General features: G+C 72.2%; 13 protein-coding genes. 5 read left to right on the forward strand and 8 right to left on the reverse strand.

Annotated features, from left to right (window positions below; genetic code table 11):
- The first annotated feature begins 71 nt into the window (after positions 1–71).
- Entirely contained in the window at positions 72–1,346 is a 1,275-nt protein-coding gene (locus tag ACFC02_RS09005; RefSeq protein ID WP_376354259.1) for a carbohydrate kinase family protein, read from the forward strand.
- Between the two features lie 205 nt (positions 1,347–1,551).
- Positions 1,552–3,648 carry a glycoside hydrolase family 31 protein gene (locus ACFC02_RS09010; RefSeq protein ID WP_376354262.1) on the forward strand — a complete coding sequence of 699 codons (2,097 nt, stop codon included), beginning with the start codon at positions 1,552–1,554 and terminating at the stop codon, positions 3,646–3,648.
- A 106-nt stretch (positions 3,649–3,754) separates the two neighbouring features.
- On the opposite strand, the gene era is transcribed toward ACFC02_RS09010, so the two are convergent.
- Positions 3,755–4,708, reverse strand: coding sequence for a GTPase Era (gene era / locus ACFC02_RS09015; protein WP_376354264.1), 954 nt, complete (start codon positions 4,706–4,708; stop codon positions 3,755–3,757).
- Positions 4,709–4,915: 207 nt separating this feature from the next.
- Here era and ACFC02_RS09020 point away from each other — a divergent pair, with 207 nt between their 5' ends.
- Positions 4,916–6,229, forward strand: a complete 1,314-nt coding sequence (locus tag ACFC02_RS09020) for an ammonium transporter (protein WP_376354267.1) — start codon at positions 4,916–4,918, stop codon at positions 6,227–6,229.
- Positions 6,226–6,564, forward strand: coding sequence for a P-II family nitrogen regulator (locus ACFC02_RS09025; protein ID WP_376354270.1), 339 nt, complete (start codon positions 6,226–6,228; stop codon positions 6,562–6,564). The genes ACFC02_RS09020 and ACFC02_RS09025 overlap by 4 nt, the downstream gene beginning before the upstream one ends.
- A 73-nt stretch (positions 6,565–6,637) precedes the next feature.
- Here the strand turns inward: ACFC02_RS09025 and ACFC02_RS09030 are convergent, their stop codons facing one another.
- Together ACFC02_RS09030 and ACFC02_RS09035 are read right to left on the reverse strand one after the other, a co-directional pair.
- Complete coding sequence (locus tag ACFC02_RS09030; RefSeq protein ID WP_376354272.1) at positions 6,638–7,000, reverse strand: cytidine deaminase; 363 nt, start codon at positions 6,998–7,000, stop codon at positions 6,638–6,640.
- A 38-nt stretch (positions 7,001–7,038) separates the two neighbouring features.
- Positions 7,039–7,860, reverse strand: a complete 822-nt coding sequence (locus ACFC02_RS09035) for a helix-turn-helix transcriptional regulator (protein ID WP_376354362.1) — start codon at positions 7,858–7,860, stop codon at positions 7,039–7,041.
- Between the two features lie 148 nt (positions 7,861–8,008).
- Between ACFC02_RS09035 and ACFC02_RS09040 the strand changes: the two genes are divergently transcribed.
- Positions 8,009–9,472, forward strand: coding sequence for an MFS transporter (locus ACFC02_RS09040; protein WP_376354275.1), 1,464 nt, complete (start codon positions 8,009–8,011; stop codon positions 9,470–9,472).
- A 33-nt stretch (positions 9,473–9,505) separates the two neighbouring features.
- Here ACFC02_RS09040 and ACFC02_RS09045 read toward each other — a convergent pair whose 3' ends face one another.
- The 5 genes from ACFC02_RS09045 to ACFC02_RS09065 form a co-directional block, all read right to left on the reverse strand.
- Positions 9,506–9,865, reverse strand: a complete 360-nt coding sequence (locus ACFC02_RS09045) for an MmcQ/YjbR family DNA-binding protein (protein WP_376354278.1) — start codon at positions 9,863–9,865, stop codon at positions 9,506–9,508.
- Complete coding sequence (locus ACFC02_RS09050) at positions 9,862–11,160, reverse strand: hemolysin family protein (protein WP_376354281.1); 1,299 nt, start codon at positions 11,158–11,160, stop codon at positions 9,862–9,864. Before ACFC02_RS09050 ends, ACFC02_RS09045 begins: the two co-directional genes overlap by 4 nt.
- A gap of 6 nt (positions 11,161–11,166) precedes the next feature.
- Positions 11,167–11,664: an rRNA maturation RNase YbeY gene (ybeY, locus tag ACFC02_RS09055; RefSeq protein WP_376354284.1), complete on the reverse strand. Its 498-nt coding sequence runs from the start codon at positions 11,662–11,664 to the stop codon at positions 11,167–11,169.
- A 12-nt stretch (positions 11,665–11,676) separates the two neighbouring features.
- Positions 11,677–13,848: a PhoH family protein gene (locus tag ACFC02_RS09060; RefSeq protein WP_376354287.1), complete on the reverse strand. Its 2,172-nt coding sequence runs from the start codon at positions 13,846–13,848 to the stop codon at positions 11,677–11,679.
- A gap of 192 nt (positions 13,849–14,040) precedes the next feature.
- Positions 14,041–15,306, reverse strand: coding sequence for an MFS transporter (locus tag ACFC02_RS09065; protein ID WP_376354366.1), 1,266 nt, complete (start codon positions 15,304–15,306; stop codon positions 14,041–14,043).
- Between the last annotated feature and the right edge of the window lie 23 nt (positions 15,307–15,329).

A 15,329-nucleotide genomic window follows, 5' to 3' on the forward strand; every position in this document is an offset into this window, starting at 1 on the left:
CGCGACCGCCCCGCCGGGTGGGCGAAGTGGTGCACACTGGCCTGATCCGCACCATGCCAGGGGAGCGCACCGTGACCGCGTCCAGCACGCCCGCCGGAGAAGGACCGGAGTATCCGAAGGGGCAGGAGTACCCGAGGGAGCACGAGCGCCCGAGGGGGCAGGAGCGCCCAAGGGGGCAGCAGGAGTCCCCTGAGGACCGCGAGTACCCCCGCGACCGGGAGTACGTCGTCGGGGCGCCGCACGCCCACGCCGCCCCGCAGGTCGACCCGCTGGCCGCCCTGCGCACCGTGCACGACCCGCCCTGGGACGTCTACCTCACGGGAACGGACTTCCTCGACATCATCTTCACCGGCCTCGGCTCCGCCCCGGTGCGCGGCACGGAGTCCTGGGCGCGCGGGATGGGGTCGAGCCCCGGCGGTGTGGCCAACATGGCGACCGCCCTCGCCCGCCTCGGCCTGCGCACCTCCCTCGCGGCGGCCTTCGGCGACGACCACTACGGGGAGTACTGCTGGGACGCCCTGGAACAGGGTGAGGGCATCGACCTCTCGCCGTCCCGCACGGTCCCCGGCTGGCACTCCCCGGTCACCGTCTCCATGGCGTACGAGGGCGAGCGCACGATGGTCTCGCACGGCCACGAGCCGCCGCCGGAAGACGTGCTGCTCCAGGAGGGCGGCCCCGTCTGCCTGCCGCCCGCGCGGGCCGCCGTCGCCTCCCTGACCCCCGGCAGGCGGGCACCCTGGATCGCGGAGGCCGCCCGCACGGGGACCCGCGTCTTCGGGGACGTCGGCTGGGACGACACCGGCGCCTGGGACCTGGCGGGACTCGCCGACCTGGAGCACTGCGAGGCGTTCCTGCCCAACGCCGAGGAGGCGATGCGCTACACGCGCACCGACTGCCCGCGCACCGCGGCGCACGCGCTGACCGAGTTCGTGCCGGTCGCGGTGGTCACCCTCGGCGCGGAGGGCGCCTACGCGGTCGACCGGCGCACGGGGGAGAGTGCCGAGGTGCCGGCCATCGCGGTCGAGGCCCTGGACCCGACGGGCGCGGGCGACGTGTTCGTGGCCGGGTTCGTCACCGGCAGCCTGGCCGGGTGGCCGCTGGCCGACCGGCTCGCCTTCGCCGGCCTCACCGCCGCGCTCTCGGTGCAGGAGTTCGGCGGCTCCCTGTCGGCACCGGGCTGGTCGGAGATCGCCGCGTGGTGGCGCCGGGTCCAGTCGGTGGCCGGCCAGGACCCGGCGGCCCTGCGGCGGTACGCCTTCCTGGAGCGGCTGGTCCCGGAGGCGTGCGTCGAGCCGTGGCCCAGGCGCAGGGCCGTACCCACCATCGGCTTCGGCAGGTCCGCCTGACGGACGACACCCTGCCGCGGGACACTCCCGGCCCCCGGGACAATCCCGGCCCCGGGCCACCCCCGATCGGGGCGTCCGGACACGCCATTGACAGACAGATGACGTTTGCTGCTCAATTATCCGCAGGATCAAGCATGATTTTGCACGGGCATCGCACTTCCTGACCCATGGCTCCCGCCTGACCCTCCGTCGAAGGACAAGCGTCGTGCGCAGACCCTCCCGCAGACCCAGAGTGCTCCTAGCCGCCCTCGCCCTGGCCCTCGCCCTCCCCGTCGGACTGACCGCGCAGGATCAGGCCCAGGCCGCCCCCGCTCCCGCCCCCCACGCGCCCCGGCTCACCTCCTCCCCGGACGAGGTGACCCTGACCGTCCCGCCGAGCCGTACGTCCCCCGGCTACCGCCTCCAGGTGACGACCGCTCAACTCTCCTTCACCACCCGCCGCTCCGGCACCACCGTCCTGGCCTCGGCCCCCGCCGACACGGGCGCCCTGCGCTTCCGCACCGGCGGGACCTGGCAGCACGCCACCCGCGTGACCGACTGGTCCTGGCGGGGCGGCACCCTCACCCTCACCGCGGCGACGACGGCACCCGGCGCCACCGTCCGGGCCCGCCTCACGCCGGCCGCCGACCGCTACCAGCTCGACTGGCAGGTCACCGGCCAGGCCGCCCCCGACCGCCTCGGCATCGCCTACGGCCTCTCCTCCGCCGGCCACTGGTACGGCCACGGCGAGGCCCAGACCCCCGCGGGCGGCCCCGGCACCGACCAGCCCTGGCCCCTCGACAGCGGCCAGGTGGTCCACTCGGCCTTCGGCCCGGCGTCGTACTACATGGTCGACCCCTTCTGGTACACCTCGCGCGCGACCGGTCTGCGCGTGGACACCGGCCACGTCATGGACGTGGCCATCAACCAGAACAAGGACGGCCTCGGCCGCTTCGACGTCGAGTCCGCCGACCCCTACAAGGCGACCGTCTTCGTCGAGTCGACGCCGCTGGACGTCTACCGCGACTACATCGGCATCGTCGGCAAGCCGGCGAAGAGCGACGCCACCTACCGGCAGTACGCCGAGCCCGTCTGGAACTCCTGGGCGCAGTTCTACACCCACGTGGACCAGCCGAAACTCCTCGACTACGCCCAGGACCTGCACGACAACGGCGTCAGGGGCCACACGCTCCAGCTCGACGACAAGTGGGAGTCCAACTACGGGAACATGACCTTCGACGCGAAGGCCTACCCGGACCCCAAGGCCATGTCGAAGAAGATCCACGACCTCGGCTTCGACTTCGGTCTCTGGGTCACCCTCTGGATCAACCTCGACTCCGACCAGTACCAGTACGCCGCCGACCACGGCTACCTGCTCAAGTCCGCCGCCGACACCGCCAAGCCCTGCACGGTCACCTGGTGGAACGGCACCGCGGGCATCGTCGACCTCGCCAACCCGGACGCCAAGGCCTGGTACGAGGGCCGTCTGAAGTCCCTCATGAGCACCTACGGCATCGACGGCCTGAAGTTCGACACCCGCTTCATCGACGAGAAGTGCGCCCCGCACGAGGGCTACAAGCCCACCGACTACCAGCGGCTCGGCGCCCAGCTCGCCGACGAGTACGACCTCCAGGGCGTCGGCATCCGCGTCCACTGGGACAGCACCGCCCACCAGGCCGGGTTCGTCACCCGGCAGGAGGACAAGGGCACCGGCTGGAACTCCCTGCGGGCCTCCGTCTCCCAGAACCTCGCCATCTCCACCATCGGCTACCCCTTCGTCACCACCGACATGATCGGCGGCTCCCTCGGCCAGCCGGCCCCCAGCAAGCAGGTCCTGGTCCGCTGGGCCCAGTCGGCGTCCCTGATGCCCCTGATGTACGCCTCGACGTCACCCGTCGACACCAACGACCCCACCACCGGCAAGAAGGTGGTCTACGACCAGGAGACCATCGACCTCTACCGCGCCGCGATCGCCCGCCACGGCCGCCTCGCCCCTTACATCTGGGACCAGGTCCAGGCGACCCTGCGCACCGGCGACCCGATCATGCGCCCCCTGTTCTTCGACTTCCCGAAGGACAAGGCCGCCTACACGATCACCGACGAGTGGATGCTGGGCCCGGCGGTCCTGGCGGCCCCCCAGCTCACCGACGCCCCCACCCGCACGGTCCACCTGCCCCCGGGCACCTGGTACGACGTGGCCCACGCCAGGACCGTCCACGGCGACCGGACCCTGACGTCCTACGCCACCCCCCTGGGCACGGCCCCGGTCTTCGTGAAACTGGGCGCGAAGGGAGCGGAAAAGGCCCTGCGGGCGCTGCGCTGACCCCACCCCCGGACGGCCGACGGGCCGGCCGCTCCCCTGCGGGGGACGGCCGGCCCGTTCACGTGACCCGGGCGGGAGCGCGGGCACACCCCCGTAGGAAGACCCCTCAGAACCCCAGTCGCCGCAGCTGCTTCGGGTCGCGCTGCCAGTCCTTGGCCACCTTCACGTGCAGGTCGAGGAAGACCGGCGTTCCCAGCAGTGCCTCGATCTGCTTGCGGGACTTGATCCCGACGTCCTTCAGCCGCTTCCCCTTCGGCCCGATGATGATCCCCTTCTGGCTGGGCCGTTCGATGAAGACGTTCGCGTGGATGTCCAGCAGCGGCTTGTCCGCCGGCCGGTCCTCGCGCGGCAGCATCTCCTCGACGACCACGGCGATGGAGTGCGGCAGCTCGTCCCGCACCCCCTCCAGCGCAGCCTCCCGGATCAGCTCGGCCACCATGACCTGCTCGGGCTCGTCGGTCAGGTCGCCCTCGGGGTAGAGCGCGGGTCCCTCCGGCAGCAGCGGGATCAGCAGATCGGCGAGCAGCTCCACCTGCTGGCCGCCCGTCGCCGACACCGGCACGATCTCGGCCCACTCGATCCCCAGCTCCTTGCCGAGCTGGTCGATCGCGATCAGCTGCTCGGCGAGCGCCTTGGAGTCCACGAGGTCCGTCTTCGTGACGATCGCGACCTTCGGCGTCCTCTTGATCCCCGCCAGCTCCTTGGCGATGAACCGGTCGCCGGGCCCGATCTTCTGGTCGGCCGGCAGGCAGAAACCGATCACGTCGACCTCGGCCCACGTCGCCCGCACCACGTCGTTCAGCCGCTCGCCCAGCAGCGTCCGCGGCTTGTGCAGCCCCGGCGTGTCCACCAGGATCAACTGCGCGTCCGGCCGGTGCACGATGCCCCGCACGGTGTGCCGGGTCGTCTGCGGCCGGTTCGAGGTGATCGCCACCTTCTGCCCGACCAGAGCGTTCGTGAGGGTGGACTTGCCCGCGTTGGGGCGGCCCACGAAACAGGCGAAGCCGGCTCGGTGGGCAGCCTCGGCGGACTGCTCGGATGACTGGGTACGAACGCTCATGGCGCCCATTGTCCCTGATCCACGACGCCCCGCCGCACGCCCGGCCCCGGGCCGCCCTCACCCCGCCGCGCCGCCGCCCCGGTCCACCCCCGCCGTGAGGCGGCGGAAACCCCCGCGCAACACGAAACGTCACGGAAACACACCCGTACGCGACCGGAAACGCGCACCGGTGACCCTCGGTCGAGCCCTCGTACCGTTGGAGACACCGTGACCCTGGCCGCGTCCCCTGCCGACACCGGCGACACCGCCTGGCTGCTCGCCGCCACCGCCCTGGTCCTCCTGATGACCCCGGGCCTCGCCCTCTTCTACGGCGGCATGGTGCGCACCAAGAGCGTGCTCAACATGCTGATGATGAGTTTCGTGTCGATCGCCCTGGTGACCGTGGTCTGGCTGCTGTGCGGCTACTCCCTGGTCTTCGGCGGCGATACGGCCGGCGGCCTGATCGGCGGCCTGCGCGAGGCCGGCCTCGCGGGCATCGGCCCGGCCGACGTCCACGGCACCGTCCCCACCCTCCTCTTCGCCGCCTTCCAGCTCACCTTCGCGATCATCACGGCCGCGCTGATCAGCGGTGCGGTCGCCGACCGTGCGAAGTTCGGCGCCTGGCTGGTCCTGGTCCCGGTGTGGACGCTGCTCGTGTACACACCCGTCACGCACTGGGTGTGGGGCCCGGGCGGCTGGATCGGGCAGGGCCTCGGCGCGCTCGACTTCGCGGGCGGCCTCCCCGTCGAGATCACCTCCGGCGCCTCCGGCCTCGCGCTCTGCCTGGTCCTCGGCCCGCGCCTCGGCTTCAAGAAGGACGCGATGCGCCCGCACAACCTGCCCATGGTGATGCTCGGCGCCGGACTGCTCTGGTTCGGCTGGTTCGGGTTCAACGCGGGTTCGGCGATGGGCGCGAACGGCCTGGCGGCGGCCGTCTTCCTCAACACCCTCGCCGCGGGCTGCACCGGCCTGCTCGGCTGGCTACTCGTGGAGAACAGGCGCGACGGGCACCCCACCACCCTGGGCGCCGCCTCGGGCGCGGTCGCCGGCCTGGTCGCGATCACCCCGTCCTGCGGCACGGTCTCGCTGCTCGGCGCCCTGGCCGTCGGCCTCGCCGCGGGCTGCCTGTGCTCGTACGCGGTGAGCTGGAAGTTCAGGCTGAACTACGACGACTCCCTGGACGTCGTCGGCGTCCACCTGGTCGGCGGCATCGTCGGCACCCTGCTCATCGGCCTGTTCGCGTGCAAGGCGATGACCGGCGGCACGGACGGCCTCCTCTACGGCGGCGGGCTCGCCCCGCTGGGCAGGCAGGCGCTCGCGGTGGCGGCCGTCGCGGCGTACGCCTTCGTGATGACGTACGGCCTGGGCAAGCTGCTCGACAAGGTGATGGGACTGCGGGCGAGCGAGGAGCAGGAGCACACCGGTCTCGACCTCACGGTGCACGCCGAGACGGCCTACGATCACGGGGTCCTCGGGCACGGCGCCCCCGTCGGCGCGTCCCCCGTCACCTCCTTCGCCCGGAAGGCCGGCCACCAGGCATGAAGCTCATCACCGCGATCGTCAAGCCGTACCGCCTCGACGAGGTCAAGACCGCGCTCCAGGAACTGGGCGTGCAGGGCCTGACGGTGACCGAGGCGAGCGGCTACGGCCGTCAGCGCGGCCACACGGAGGTGTACCGGGGCGCCGAGTACCGCGTCGACCTCGTGCCGAAGGCCCGCATCGAGGTGGTCGTCGAGGACGCCGACGCCGAAGCGGTCGTCGACGCCGTGGTCCGCGCGGCACGCACCGGGAAGATCGGCGACGGCAAGGTGTGGGCCGTGCCGGTCGAGACGGTCGTACGCGTCCGGACGGGCGAACGCGGCCCCGACGCGCTCTGAGCCTGCGCCGGGCCGCGCGGCCGTCCGGCGCGAGCAGCCCCGCGACCGCCGCGCGTGGGCGGGCGCCCCGCGGCTACTGCGCCGGACCCGCCGGCCGGGTCAGCCGCACGGCGCCGTCGGGCCCGGCCAGCAGCACCGGCGTCCCGGCCCCGCCCAGGTCGCCCACGGCGGACAGGTCCTCGGGCGCGATCCCTTCCGCCTCGCTGACCACGGCCGCCGCCTCCAGCGACGTCGCCCCCGACGCCACCGCCATCGCCACCGCCGTCTGCAGGGCGCTCAGCTTCAGCGAGGCGAGGTGCACCGAACCGGCGGCGTAGGTCCGGCCCGTCTCGTCCCGTACCGCCGCGCCCTCCGGCACGCCGTTGCGGGCCCGTACCGAACGGGCCAGGGTGACGATCTTGCGGTCCTCGGGGTCGAGCGCGTTGCTGTCGGTCATGATCCGAGCATACGGAGCCGCACCGGCGGCCGTACGGCTCACCCCGCCACCGGGTACATCGTCCCGCGCCGCCCCTCGGGCGAGGCCAGCCACTCCAGTTTCGAGGCGGTGTTCGCCTCGTCCAGCGGCGTGTGCAGCACCACTGTCAGGTCCGGCCGGGCCGGTACCTTCATCGCCGTCGACTCCACGCACAGCAGGCCCACCAGCGGGTGCTCCAGCTCCTTGCGGACCTGCCCCGGCTCCTCGATGTCCCGTTCCTCCCACAGCGCGGTGAACTCCTCGCTGGCCTCCGACACCTGGGCCAGGACCGCCCGGTACCCCTCGTCGCCGGGACGGGCGGCGCACGCGGCGCGGAACTGCGCGACGACCGTGCGCGCGTTGCGCTCCCAGCTCTGCGAGCGGGAGCGGTACAGCGGATCGGTGAAGAAGTCGACGAGGCAGTTCTGCGTGATGTCCGGGCGCATGCCCAGCACCACGGCGGCGGCGTCGTTGTACATCACGCAGTTGTAGTACAGGTCCATGATGTGCGCCGGATACGGCATCCAGGTGTCGATCAGCCGCCGCAGCCCCTCGCACATGTCCCGCTTGTCCGGGGCCACTTCGGGCGCGGGCGGGTTCAGCCCGGCGAGCAGGTACAGGTGGCGGCGCTCGGCGTTGCCGAGCCGGAGCACCCGGGCCACCGCGTCGAGGACCTGCGGGGAGACGGAGATGTCCCGGCCCTGCTCCAGCCACTGGTACCAGGAGGCGCCCACCCCGGCGAGCACGGCGACCTCCTCGCGCCGCAGCCCGGGCGTGCGCCGCCGGGCGCCGCCGTCGGGCAGCCCCGCCTGGGCCGGTGTCACCCGGGCCCGCCTGCTCATCAGGAACTCGCGCAGCTCGCGCCGCCGCTGACTCTTGAACACGTCCGTCTCGGGCACGTACCGCTCCCCCTCGCGCTGTCTGGTGGTGCCACCACCACCATAAGTGCCGACTCCCCACGGGTATTCCGGCCGCACGAAGCTCTTGCCCATGGCGATCGACACCACCACGACCACCTCACCCACGACCACTCCACCCGCCCCCGCCGCCGGGCCCGGCCGGGCGGCACCCGACGCCCCCCGGCTCTCGACGCGCGACAGGCTGGTCCTCTTCGTCCTGTGCGCGGCCCAGTTCATGGTCGCCCTGGACTTCTCCGTCCTGAACGTGGCCCTGCCGGACCTGGGCACCGACCTCGGCATGAGCCGGTCCGCGCTCCAGTGGGCGGTCACCGCGTTCGCGCTCCCCTCCGGCGGCTTCCTGCTGCTGTTCGGCCGGGTCGGCGACCTGTTCGGCCGACGCAGGCTGTTCCTGGCCGGCCTGGCCCTGTTCGGCGCCTCCTCGCTGCTGGCCACCCTCGCCTGGGACCCCGCCTCCTTCCTGGCCGGGCGGGCGCTGCAAGGGCTGGGCGCGGCGGCGATCGTGCCGACCGGCATGTCCCTGCTGACCACGACCTTCCCCGAGGGCCCGGCCCGCGACCGCGCCCTCGGTATCTCCGGCACCCTGCTCTCGCTGGGCTTCACCGTCGGCATGGTCGCCGGCGGCGTCCTCACCGACGCCCTCGGCTGGCGCTCCACCATGGCGCTGCTCACCGTCTTCGCGCTGATCGTGCTGCCGCTCGCCCCCGGCCTCCTGCCCGAGTCGCGCACCCCGGACCGCCAGCGCCTGGACGTGCCCGGCGCGATCGCCGTCACCACCGGTCTGCTCTCGCTGATCTACGCCCTGTCCACCGCCGCCGACCACGGCTTCGGCCGCGCCGACGTCATCGCGACCCTGCTCGCGGGCCTCGCCCTGCTGACCGCGTTCGTGGTCGTGGAGTCCCGCTCCGCCGCCCCGCTGGTCTCGCTGCCCATGCTGCGCCGCCGCACGGTCGCCTGGGGCAACGTGGGCGGCCTGGTCACCTTCTCGATGATGTCGACGGTGGTCTTCGCCCTGACCCTGTACCTCCAGGAGATCCTGCACCTGTCGGCCTTCGAGACCGGCCTCGTCTTCGGGGTGCAGGGCGTGCTGTCTGCGGTCGCCGGCTCGTACGCCGCGAAGGTCATCGGCCGCTTCGGCGCCCGCCGCACGCTGGTCGGCTCGCTGGCCGGGCAGGGCGCGCTGATCGCCGCGCTGATCGGCCTCGACGCCCACACGTGGTCGGTGTGGCTGGCCACCGCCGCCGTCTCGCTGGCCAGCATGTGCCACCTGGGCGCGATCATCTCCTACGGTCTGACCGTCACCTCGGGCGTCCCCGACGCGGAGCAGGGCCTGGCCACCGGACTGGTCACCTCCACCCAGCAGGTCGGCATCACGGTCGGCATCCCGCTGCTGGGCGTGCTGGCCACCACCTCCGACGACCTGCTCGCCGGTGTCCACACCGTGCTCACCCTGGACGCGGTGATCGTGCTGGCGGCGGCGGTGCTGGTGGGACTGGGCCTGCGCGGCCGGAAGGCCGCGGAGGGCCCGGCGGCCTGAGCGGCCGCGCGGCTCCCGATGGCCCCGGACGCCTCAGGGGCGGTCGAGGCGGAGCCGCTCGGCACGCGGCAGCCCGGCCACCACCAGGTCGTAGGAGTCCTCGACCAGCTCCCGGACCAGCCGGTCCGGGAGCTCGCCGTCGACCGTGACCGTGTTCCAGTGCCGCTTGTTCATGTGCCAGCCGGGGACGACCAGCCCCGGGTGCTCCCCGCGCAGCCGGGCCGCGTCCTCGGGGTCGCACTTGAGGTTGACGGTCAGGGGCCGCGCGTCCAGCGCCGTCAGCGCGAACAGCTTGCCCATGACCTTGAAGACGGAGGTCTCCGGGTTGAAGGGGAAGTCCTCCACGGCCGCGTTGAAGGACAGGCACAGGGCGCGCAGCTCCTGGGGCGTCACTCGGGGTCCTCACCCTCCTCGGCCGGCTCCACCGGCTCCACCAGCACCGTCACGATCTTGTTCCGGCGGCCCGCGGCGGACTCCGCGGTCAGCCGCAGCGCCCGCCCGTCGGGCAGTTCGACGAGAGCCGAGGCCCCGGCGATGGGGACCCGGCCGAGCGCCTTGGCGAGCAGCCCGCCGACCGTCTCCACGTCCTCGTCGTCGTACTCCTCCAGGCCGTACAGCTCGCCCAGGTCGGTGATGTCGAGGCGGGCGGTGACCCGGTGGCGGCCCTCGCCCAGGTCCTCCACCGGGGGCAGCTCACGGTCGTACTCGTCGGTGATCTCGCCGACGATCTCCTCCAGGATGTCCTCGATGGTGACGATCCCGGCCGTGCCGCCGTACTCGTCGATGACGACCGCGACGTGGTTGCGTTCCTTCTGCATCTCGCGCAGCAGGTCACCGGCGTTCTTCGTGTCCGGCACGAAGACGGCCGAGCGCATCGCCGTGGACACCAGGTCGCTCTCCGCGTCCCGGCTGATGTGCGTGCGCCGCACCAGGTCCTTCAGGTACACGATGCCGACGACGTCGTCCTCGTTCTCCCCGGTGACCGGGATCCGCGAGAAACCGGAGCGCAGCGCCAGCGTGAGGGCCTGGCGGATGGTCTTGTACCGCTCGATGACGACGAGGTCGGTGCGCGGCACCATGACCTCCCGCACCAGCGTGTCCCCGAGTTCGAAGACCGAGTGCACCATCCGGCGCTCGTCGTCCTCGATCAGCGACTCCCGCTCGGCCAGGTCGACCAGCGCGCGCAGCTCGGCCTCCGAGGCGAACGGGCCGCGCCTGAAGCCCTTGCCCGGGGTGAGCGCGTTGCCGATGAGGATCAGCAGCGAGGGGATCGGGCCCATGATCCGGGCGAGCGGCACCAGCACGTACGCCGCCACGGTGGCCGTGTTCAGCGGGTGCTGGCGGCCGATGGTGCGTGGGGAGACGCCGACGGCGACGTACGACACGAGGACCATGACCGCGATGGCGACCACCAGGGCCTCGGCCGTGCCGGAGAACGACTCCAGGCAGGCGTAGGTGACCAGCGAGGCCGCCGCCATCTCGCAGGCGACGCGGACCAGCAGGGCCACGTTCAGATAGCGGGTCGGGTCGGCGGCGACCTGGGCCAGCTTGGCGCCGCCCCGGCGGCCGGACTTCACGGCCTCCTCGGCGCGGAAGCCGGAGACGCGCGCGAGGCCCGCCTCCGCGCAGGCGGCGAGCCAGGCGACGACGACCAGGGCGACCGCGCCGACGACGATCTGCGGACTCATCGCCGGTTACGAGACGGTCGGCGCCGGGGACGGGCCCTGAAGGCCCCGCTCCGCACGCCAGCCGTCCACGATCGCCGCCTGGAGACCGAACATCTCGGCCTTCTCGTCGGGCTCCTCGTGGTCGTAGCCGAGCAGGTGCAGCACGCCGTGGACGGTGAGCAGCTGGAGCTCCTCGTCCATGGAGTGCCGCGTCTGAGCCTCGGCGCCCTGCCTGGCGGCGACCTCCGGGCACAGCACGATGTCGCCGAGCAGACCCTGCGGGGGCTCGTCGTCGTCCTTGCCCGGCGGACGCAGCTCGTCCATCGGGAAGGACATGACATCCGTCGGCCCCGGCAGGTCCATCCACTGGATGTGCAGCTGCTCCATGGCGTCGGCGTCCACGACGATCACCGACAGTTCGGAGAGCGGGTGGATGCGCATCCGCGCGAGTGCGTAGCGGGCGATGTCGAGGATCGCCTGCTCGTCGACCTCGGTTCCGGACTCGTTGTTGACGTCGATCGACATGGTCGTGCTGGTCTACTTCCCCTTGTGCCCGTGCCCGTGACCGGCGGTCCTGGACCGGCCGCCGCCCTTGGGCACGCCGCCGTTCTCGGTGCCGTGCGTGCTGTCGTACTTCTCGTACGCGTCGACGATACGGCCCACCAGCTTGTGCCGTACGACGTCCTGCGACGAGAGCCGGGAGAAGTGGACGTCCTCGACGCCCTCCAGGATGTCCTGCACCTGCCGCAGACCCGACTTGGTGCCGCTCGGCAGGTCCACCTGGGTGACGTCACCCGTGATGACGATCTTCGAGTCGAAGCCGAGCCGGGTGAGGAACATCTTCATCTGCTCGGGGCTGGTGTTCTGCGCCTCGTCCAGGATGATGAACGCGTCGTTCAGGGTGTTGTGCGTCAGCAGGTAGTCCTGCGTGACGTACAGGGAGTCCTCGGCCGCCACCTGGATGCAGACGCATTCCTCGCGGCCCGCGGGCTCGATGCTGTCGATGAACCGCATCGGGCGCCCGCCGCCCCCCTCCGCGTGGTACGTGTCGCGCTTGCGGGCCAGGCGGAAGGGCTCGATGCCTTCGGGGAGGCGGATGTCGACGATGTGGGCGTCACGCCGGTTCGCGACCTCCCGTTCCTTGGCCCGGCCCGGCTTGCGACCCTCAGCGGCCCTACGACGGCTGTATGCGACACCGCCCAGAGACCGCACGAGAGAGACCACGTCGTCGCGGAGCAGGATGGATGTCGTCGTGTACTGAATCCGGCAGGTGCGGTTCCTCTGGGTGACCGGACCGCCGTCCGAGTCGAGCAGCCCCTGGAGAACGGCCAGCCGTACGTCGGCCGAGTTGTACAGGTAGTCGTCGGGGACGAACTTGGTGTGCGAGCGGGTGCGCAGTAGGTCCAGCTTGCGCAGAACGCCCGTGACTGGATTTTCCAGGGTGATCACGTCCCCCGGAGCCTTGATCCGATTGAGGACGTAGTCCGGTCCACCACGATGCCGTACCGACATTCCCGGAAGGGCCGCCTCCAGCGCCGCTGCCAGCTCGGGGTCCTCCGTTGCGAACGAGGGTGTGGTGGAACCGGTCAGGCAGCCGTCGCCGAGGAGCAACCCGAGCGCGTACGGGTCCATCGGGACCTCGCGCTGCGGGAGGCACGCCGGAGCAGTGAGCATCGGCAGCTCGTAGCGGCGGGCGTGCGCTGCGCGCAGGTTGCCGATCATCTCCTGCGTCTCCAGAACCCGCCATGGCTTGTTCCGGCGCTTGTCGGAGGCCGTACGCACGGTCCAGAGGTGCTCGCCACAGCACAGGGTCCAGGAGCCGTCCTGGGCCGTGACGCGGTAGATGTCTTTTTCGCCCTGCGGGTAGACGCCGAGGACCGGAGTCGGCTCGCCATTGGAGCCGATGACCAGGTCGCCGACTTGAAGGTCTCCCATTGGCCGCCAGCCGTCCGGGGTCAGGACGTTGGTGAAGGTTGGTTGCGCTCTGCCCCTCATGTAGGCCAGCGGCGCCACCTCGATGGTTCCCGCCGCCATGAGCCGCGGGATCGAGTCCGGGTCGAGCATGTCGTGCAGCGCGTCGTACAGCGGGCGCAGGTAGGGGTCGATCTTCTCGTAGAGCGTGCCCGGCAGGAAGCCGAGGCGCTCGCCGGCCTCGACCGCGGGGCGGGTCAGGATGATGCGGTTGACCTGCTTGGACTGCAGGGCCTGTACCGCCTTGGCCATGGCCAGGTACGTCTTGCCGGTACCGGCGGGGCCGATGCCGAAGACGATCGTGTGCTTGTCGATCGCGTCGACGTACCGCTTCTGGTTGAGCGTCTTGGGGCGGATGGTGCGGCCACGCGAGGACAGGATGTTCTGCGTCAGCACCTCGGCCGGGGTCTCCTGGCCGTCGCTCTCCCCGTTCTCGCTCGCCTTGAGCATGGCGATCGAGCGTTCCACTGCGTCCTCCGTCATCGGCTGCCCGGTGCGGAGCACCAGCATCATCTCGTCGAACACGCGCTGTATCAGGGCGACGTCCGACGGGTCGCCGACCGCGCTGATCTCGTTGCCCCGGACGTGGATGTCGGCCCCCGGGAAGGCCTTCTCGATCACGCGCAGGAGGGAGTCGCCGGAACCCAGCACGGTCACCATGGGGTGCTGGGCGGGGACGGTGAACTGTGCTCTCGCCTGCCCCTGCGCGGGGGTTTTGGCTGCGGGTGTCTGAGTCATGGGCCGGCGCTCGACGCCTGCGATTCCTCCTCGTCACGGCCGCACAGCTGAGGGCGGCCTCGCGCTTCCCAGGGTACGACGGTGCGGTGACAACGCCGTAGGGCTTTTCGGCGCCGCCCCGCCCCGGCGGCCCCGCCGCCCCGCCCCGGTCGCCCCGGGGCCCGCCCCGCGGCGACGGCGGGCGGCCGGGCCTCAGTCCACGCCCCGGACCCGGCCCACCAGCACCGCCCCGGCCAGCCCGATCACGCCCGCGACCAGGTAGAGCACGCGGTAGCCGCCGAGGTACGTCACGATCGGCGCCGCCATCGCCGGGGCCGCGACCTGGGGGAGGGCGTTGGCGACGTTGATGACGCCGAGGTCCTTGCCGCGGTCCAGGGCCCTGGGCAGCACGTCGGTCATCAGGGCGAAGTCGACCGACGTGAAGACGCCGAAGCCGACGCCGAGGACCGCCGCCGCGGCGATCGCGCCCGGCCAGGTCTGCCACACCGACAGGGCGGCCGTGGCCACCGCCATCAGCACACCGGACCAGACCACGAACGGTTTGCGGCGGCCCACCCGGTCCGACCACACGCCTGCGGCCACGACGGTGGCGAGCAGGGTCACCCCGTTCACCGCCGTGAGGACGAGCACGCCCCGCTCGGGATCGGCGTACCCGATGCGGTCGCGCAGGTAGTAGAGGAGATAGAGCAGCACCAGGGAGTTGCTGAGGTTGATCAGGAACCGGGTCAGCCAGGCCCAGGCCAGGTCCGGGTGCCGGCGCGGGCTCAGCAGGAAGCCACCGAGGAAGGCGCGCGCGGACCAGGGCGGACGGTTTGCCGGCGCGAGCCGCAGGTCGCGGTGGAGGAGGACGTACGGCAACACGCCCGCCAGGGTGAACACCGCGCACGCCGCGTATCCGGCCCCGGTGCCGCCCGCGAGCGTCGCCAGGCCCGTCCCGCCGACCACGCCGAGGATCTGCGCCGCCCCCAGCCAGCCGCCCACCGACCCGCGCTGCGCGCGCGGCACCCGGTCCGGCACCGCCGCCGTCAGCGCCGCGAAGGCCGCGTTCAGCGTCAGCTGGACCAGGCACCAGCCGACCGCCATGACCGCGACCGTGCCCGCGCCCGCGAGCAGCAGCAGCGACAGCGCGCCGCCCGCCGCCCCGGTCACGATCCACGGGGAGCGGCGGCCCCGGCGTGCCGTCGTCCGGTCGGACAGCGCGCCGAAGAACGGGTTCGCCACCAGCGACACCACCGCGCCCGCGCCCGTCACCCAGGCCAGCAGGGACTCCTTGGACATGCCGGTGCCCGCCGCGAAGTCCCCCGCCTGAGCGGCGAGCAGGATCTGCAACGGCCCGTACCACCCCACCCAGACGGCACCGTTGGCGAGCGAGAGCGCGGCGGTCCACCCCCGTCCGACCCCCTCGACCGGCTCCCCGAGCGCGTCCGCCCCACCGAGCGCGTCCGCCCCGCCGGGCACGGCCGGTCCTGACGTCCTGGCGG

Source organism: Streptomyces sp. NPDC056160, from assembly GCF_042268205.1.
Lineage (GTDB): Bacteria > Actinomycetota > Actinomycetes > Streptomycetales > Streptomycetaceae > Streptomyces.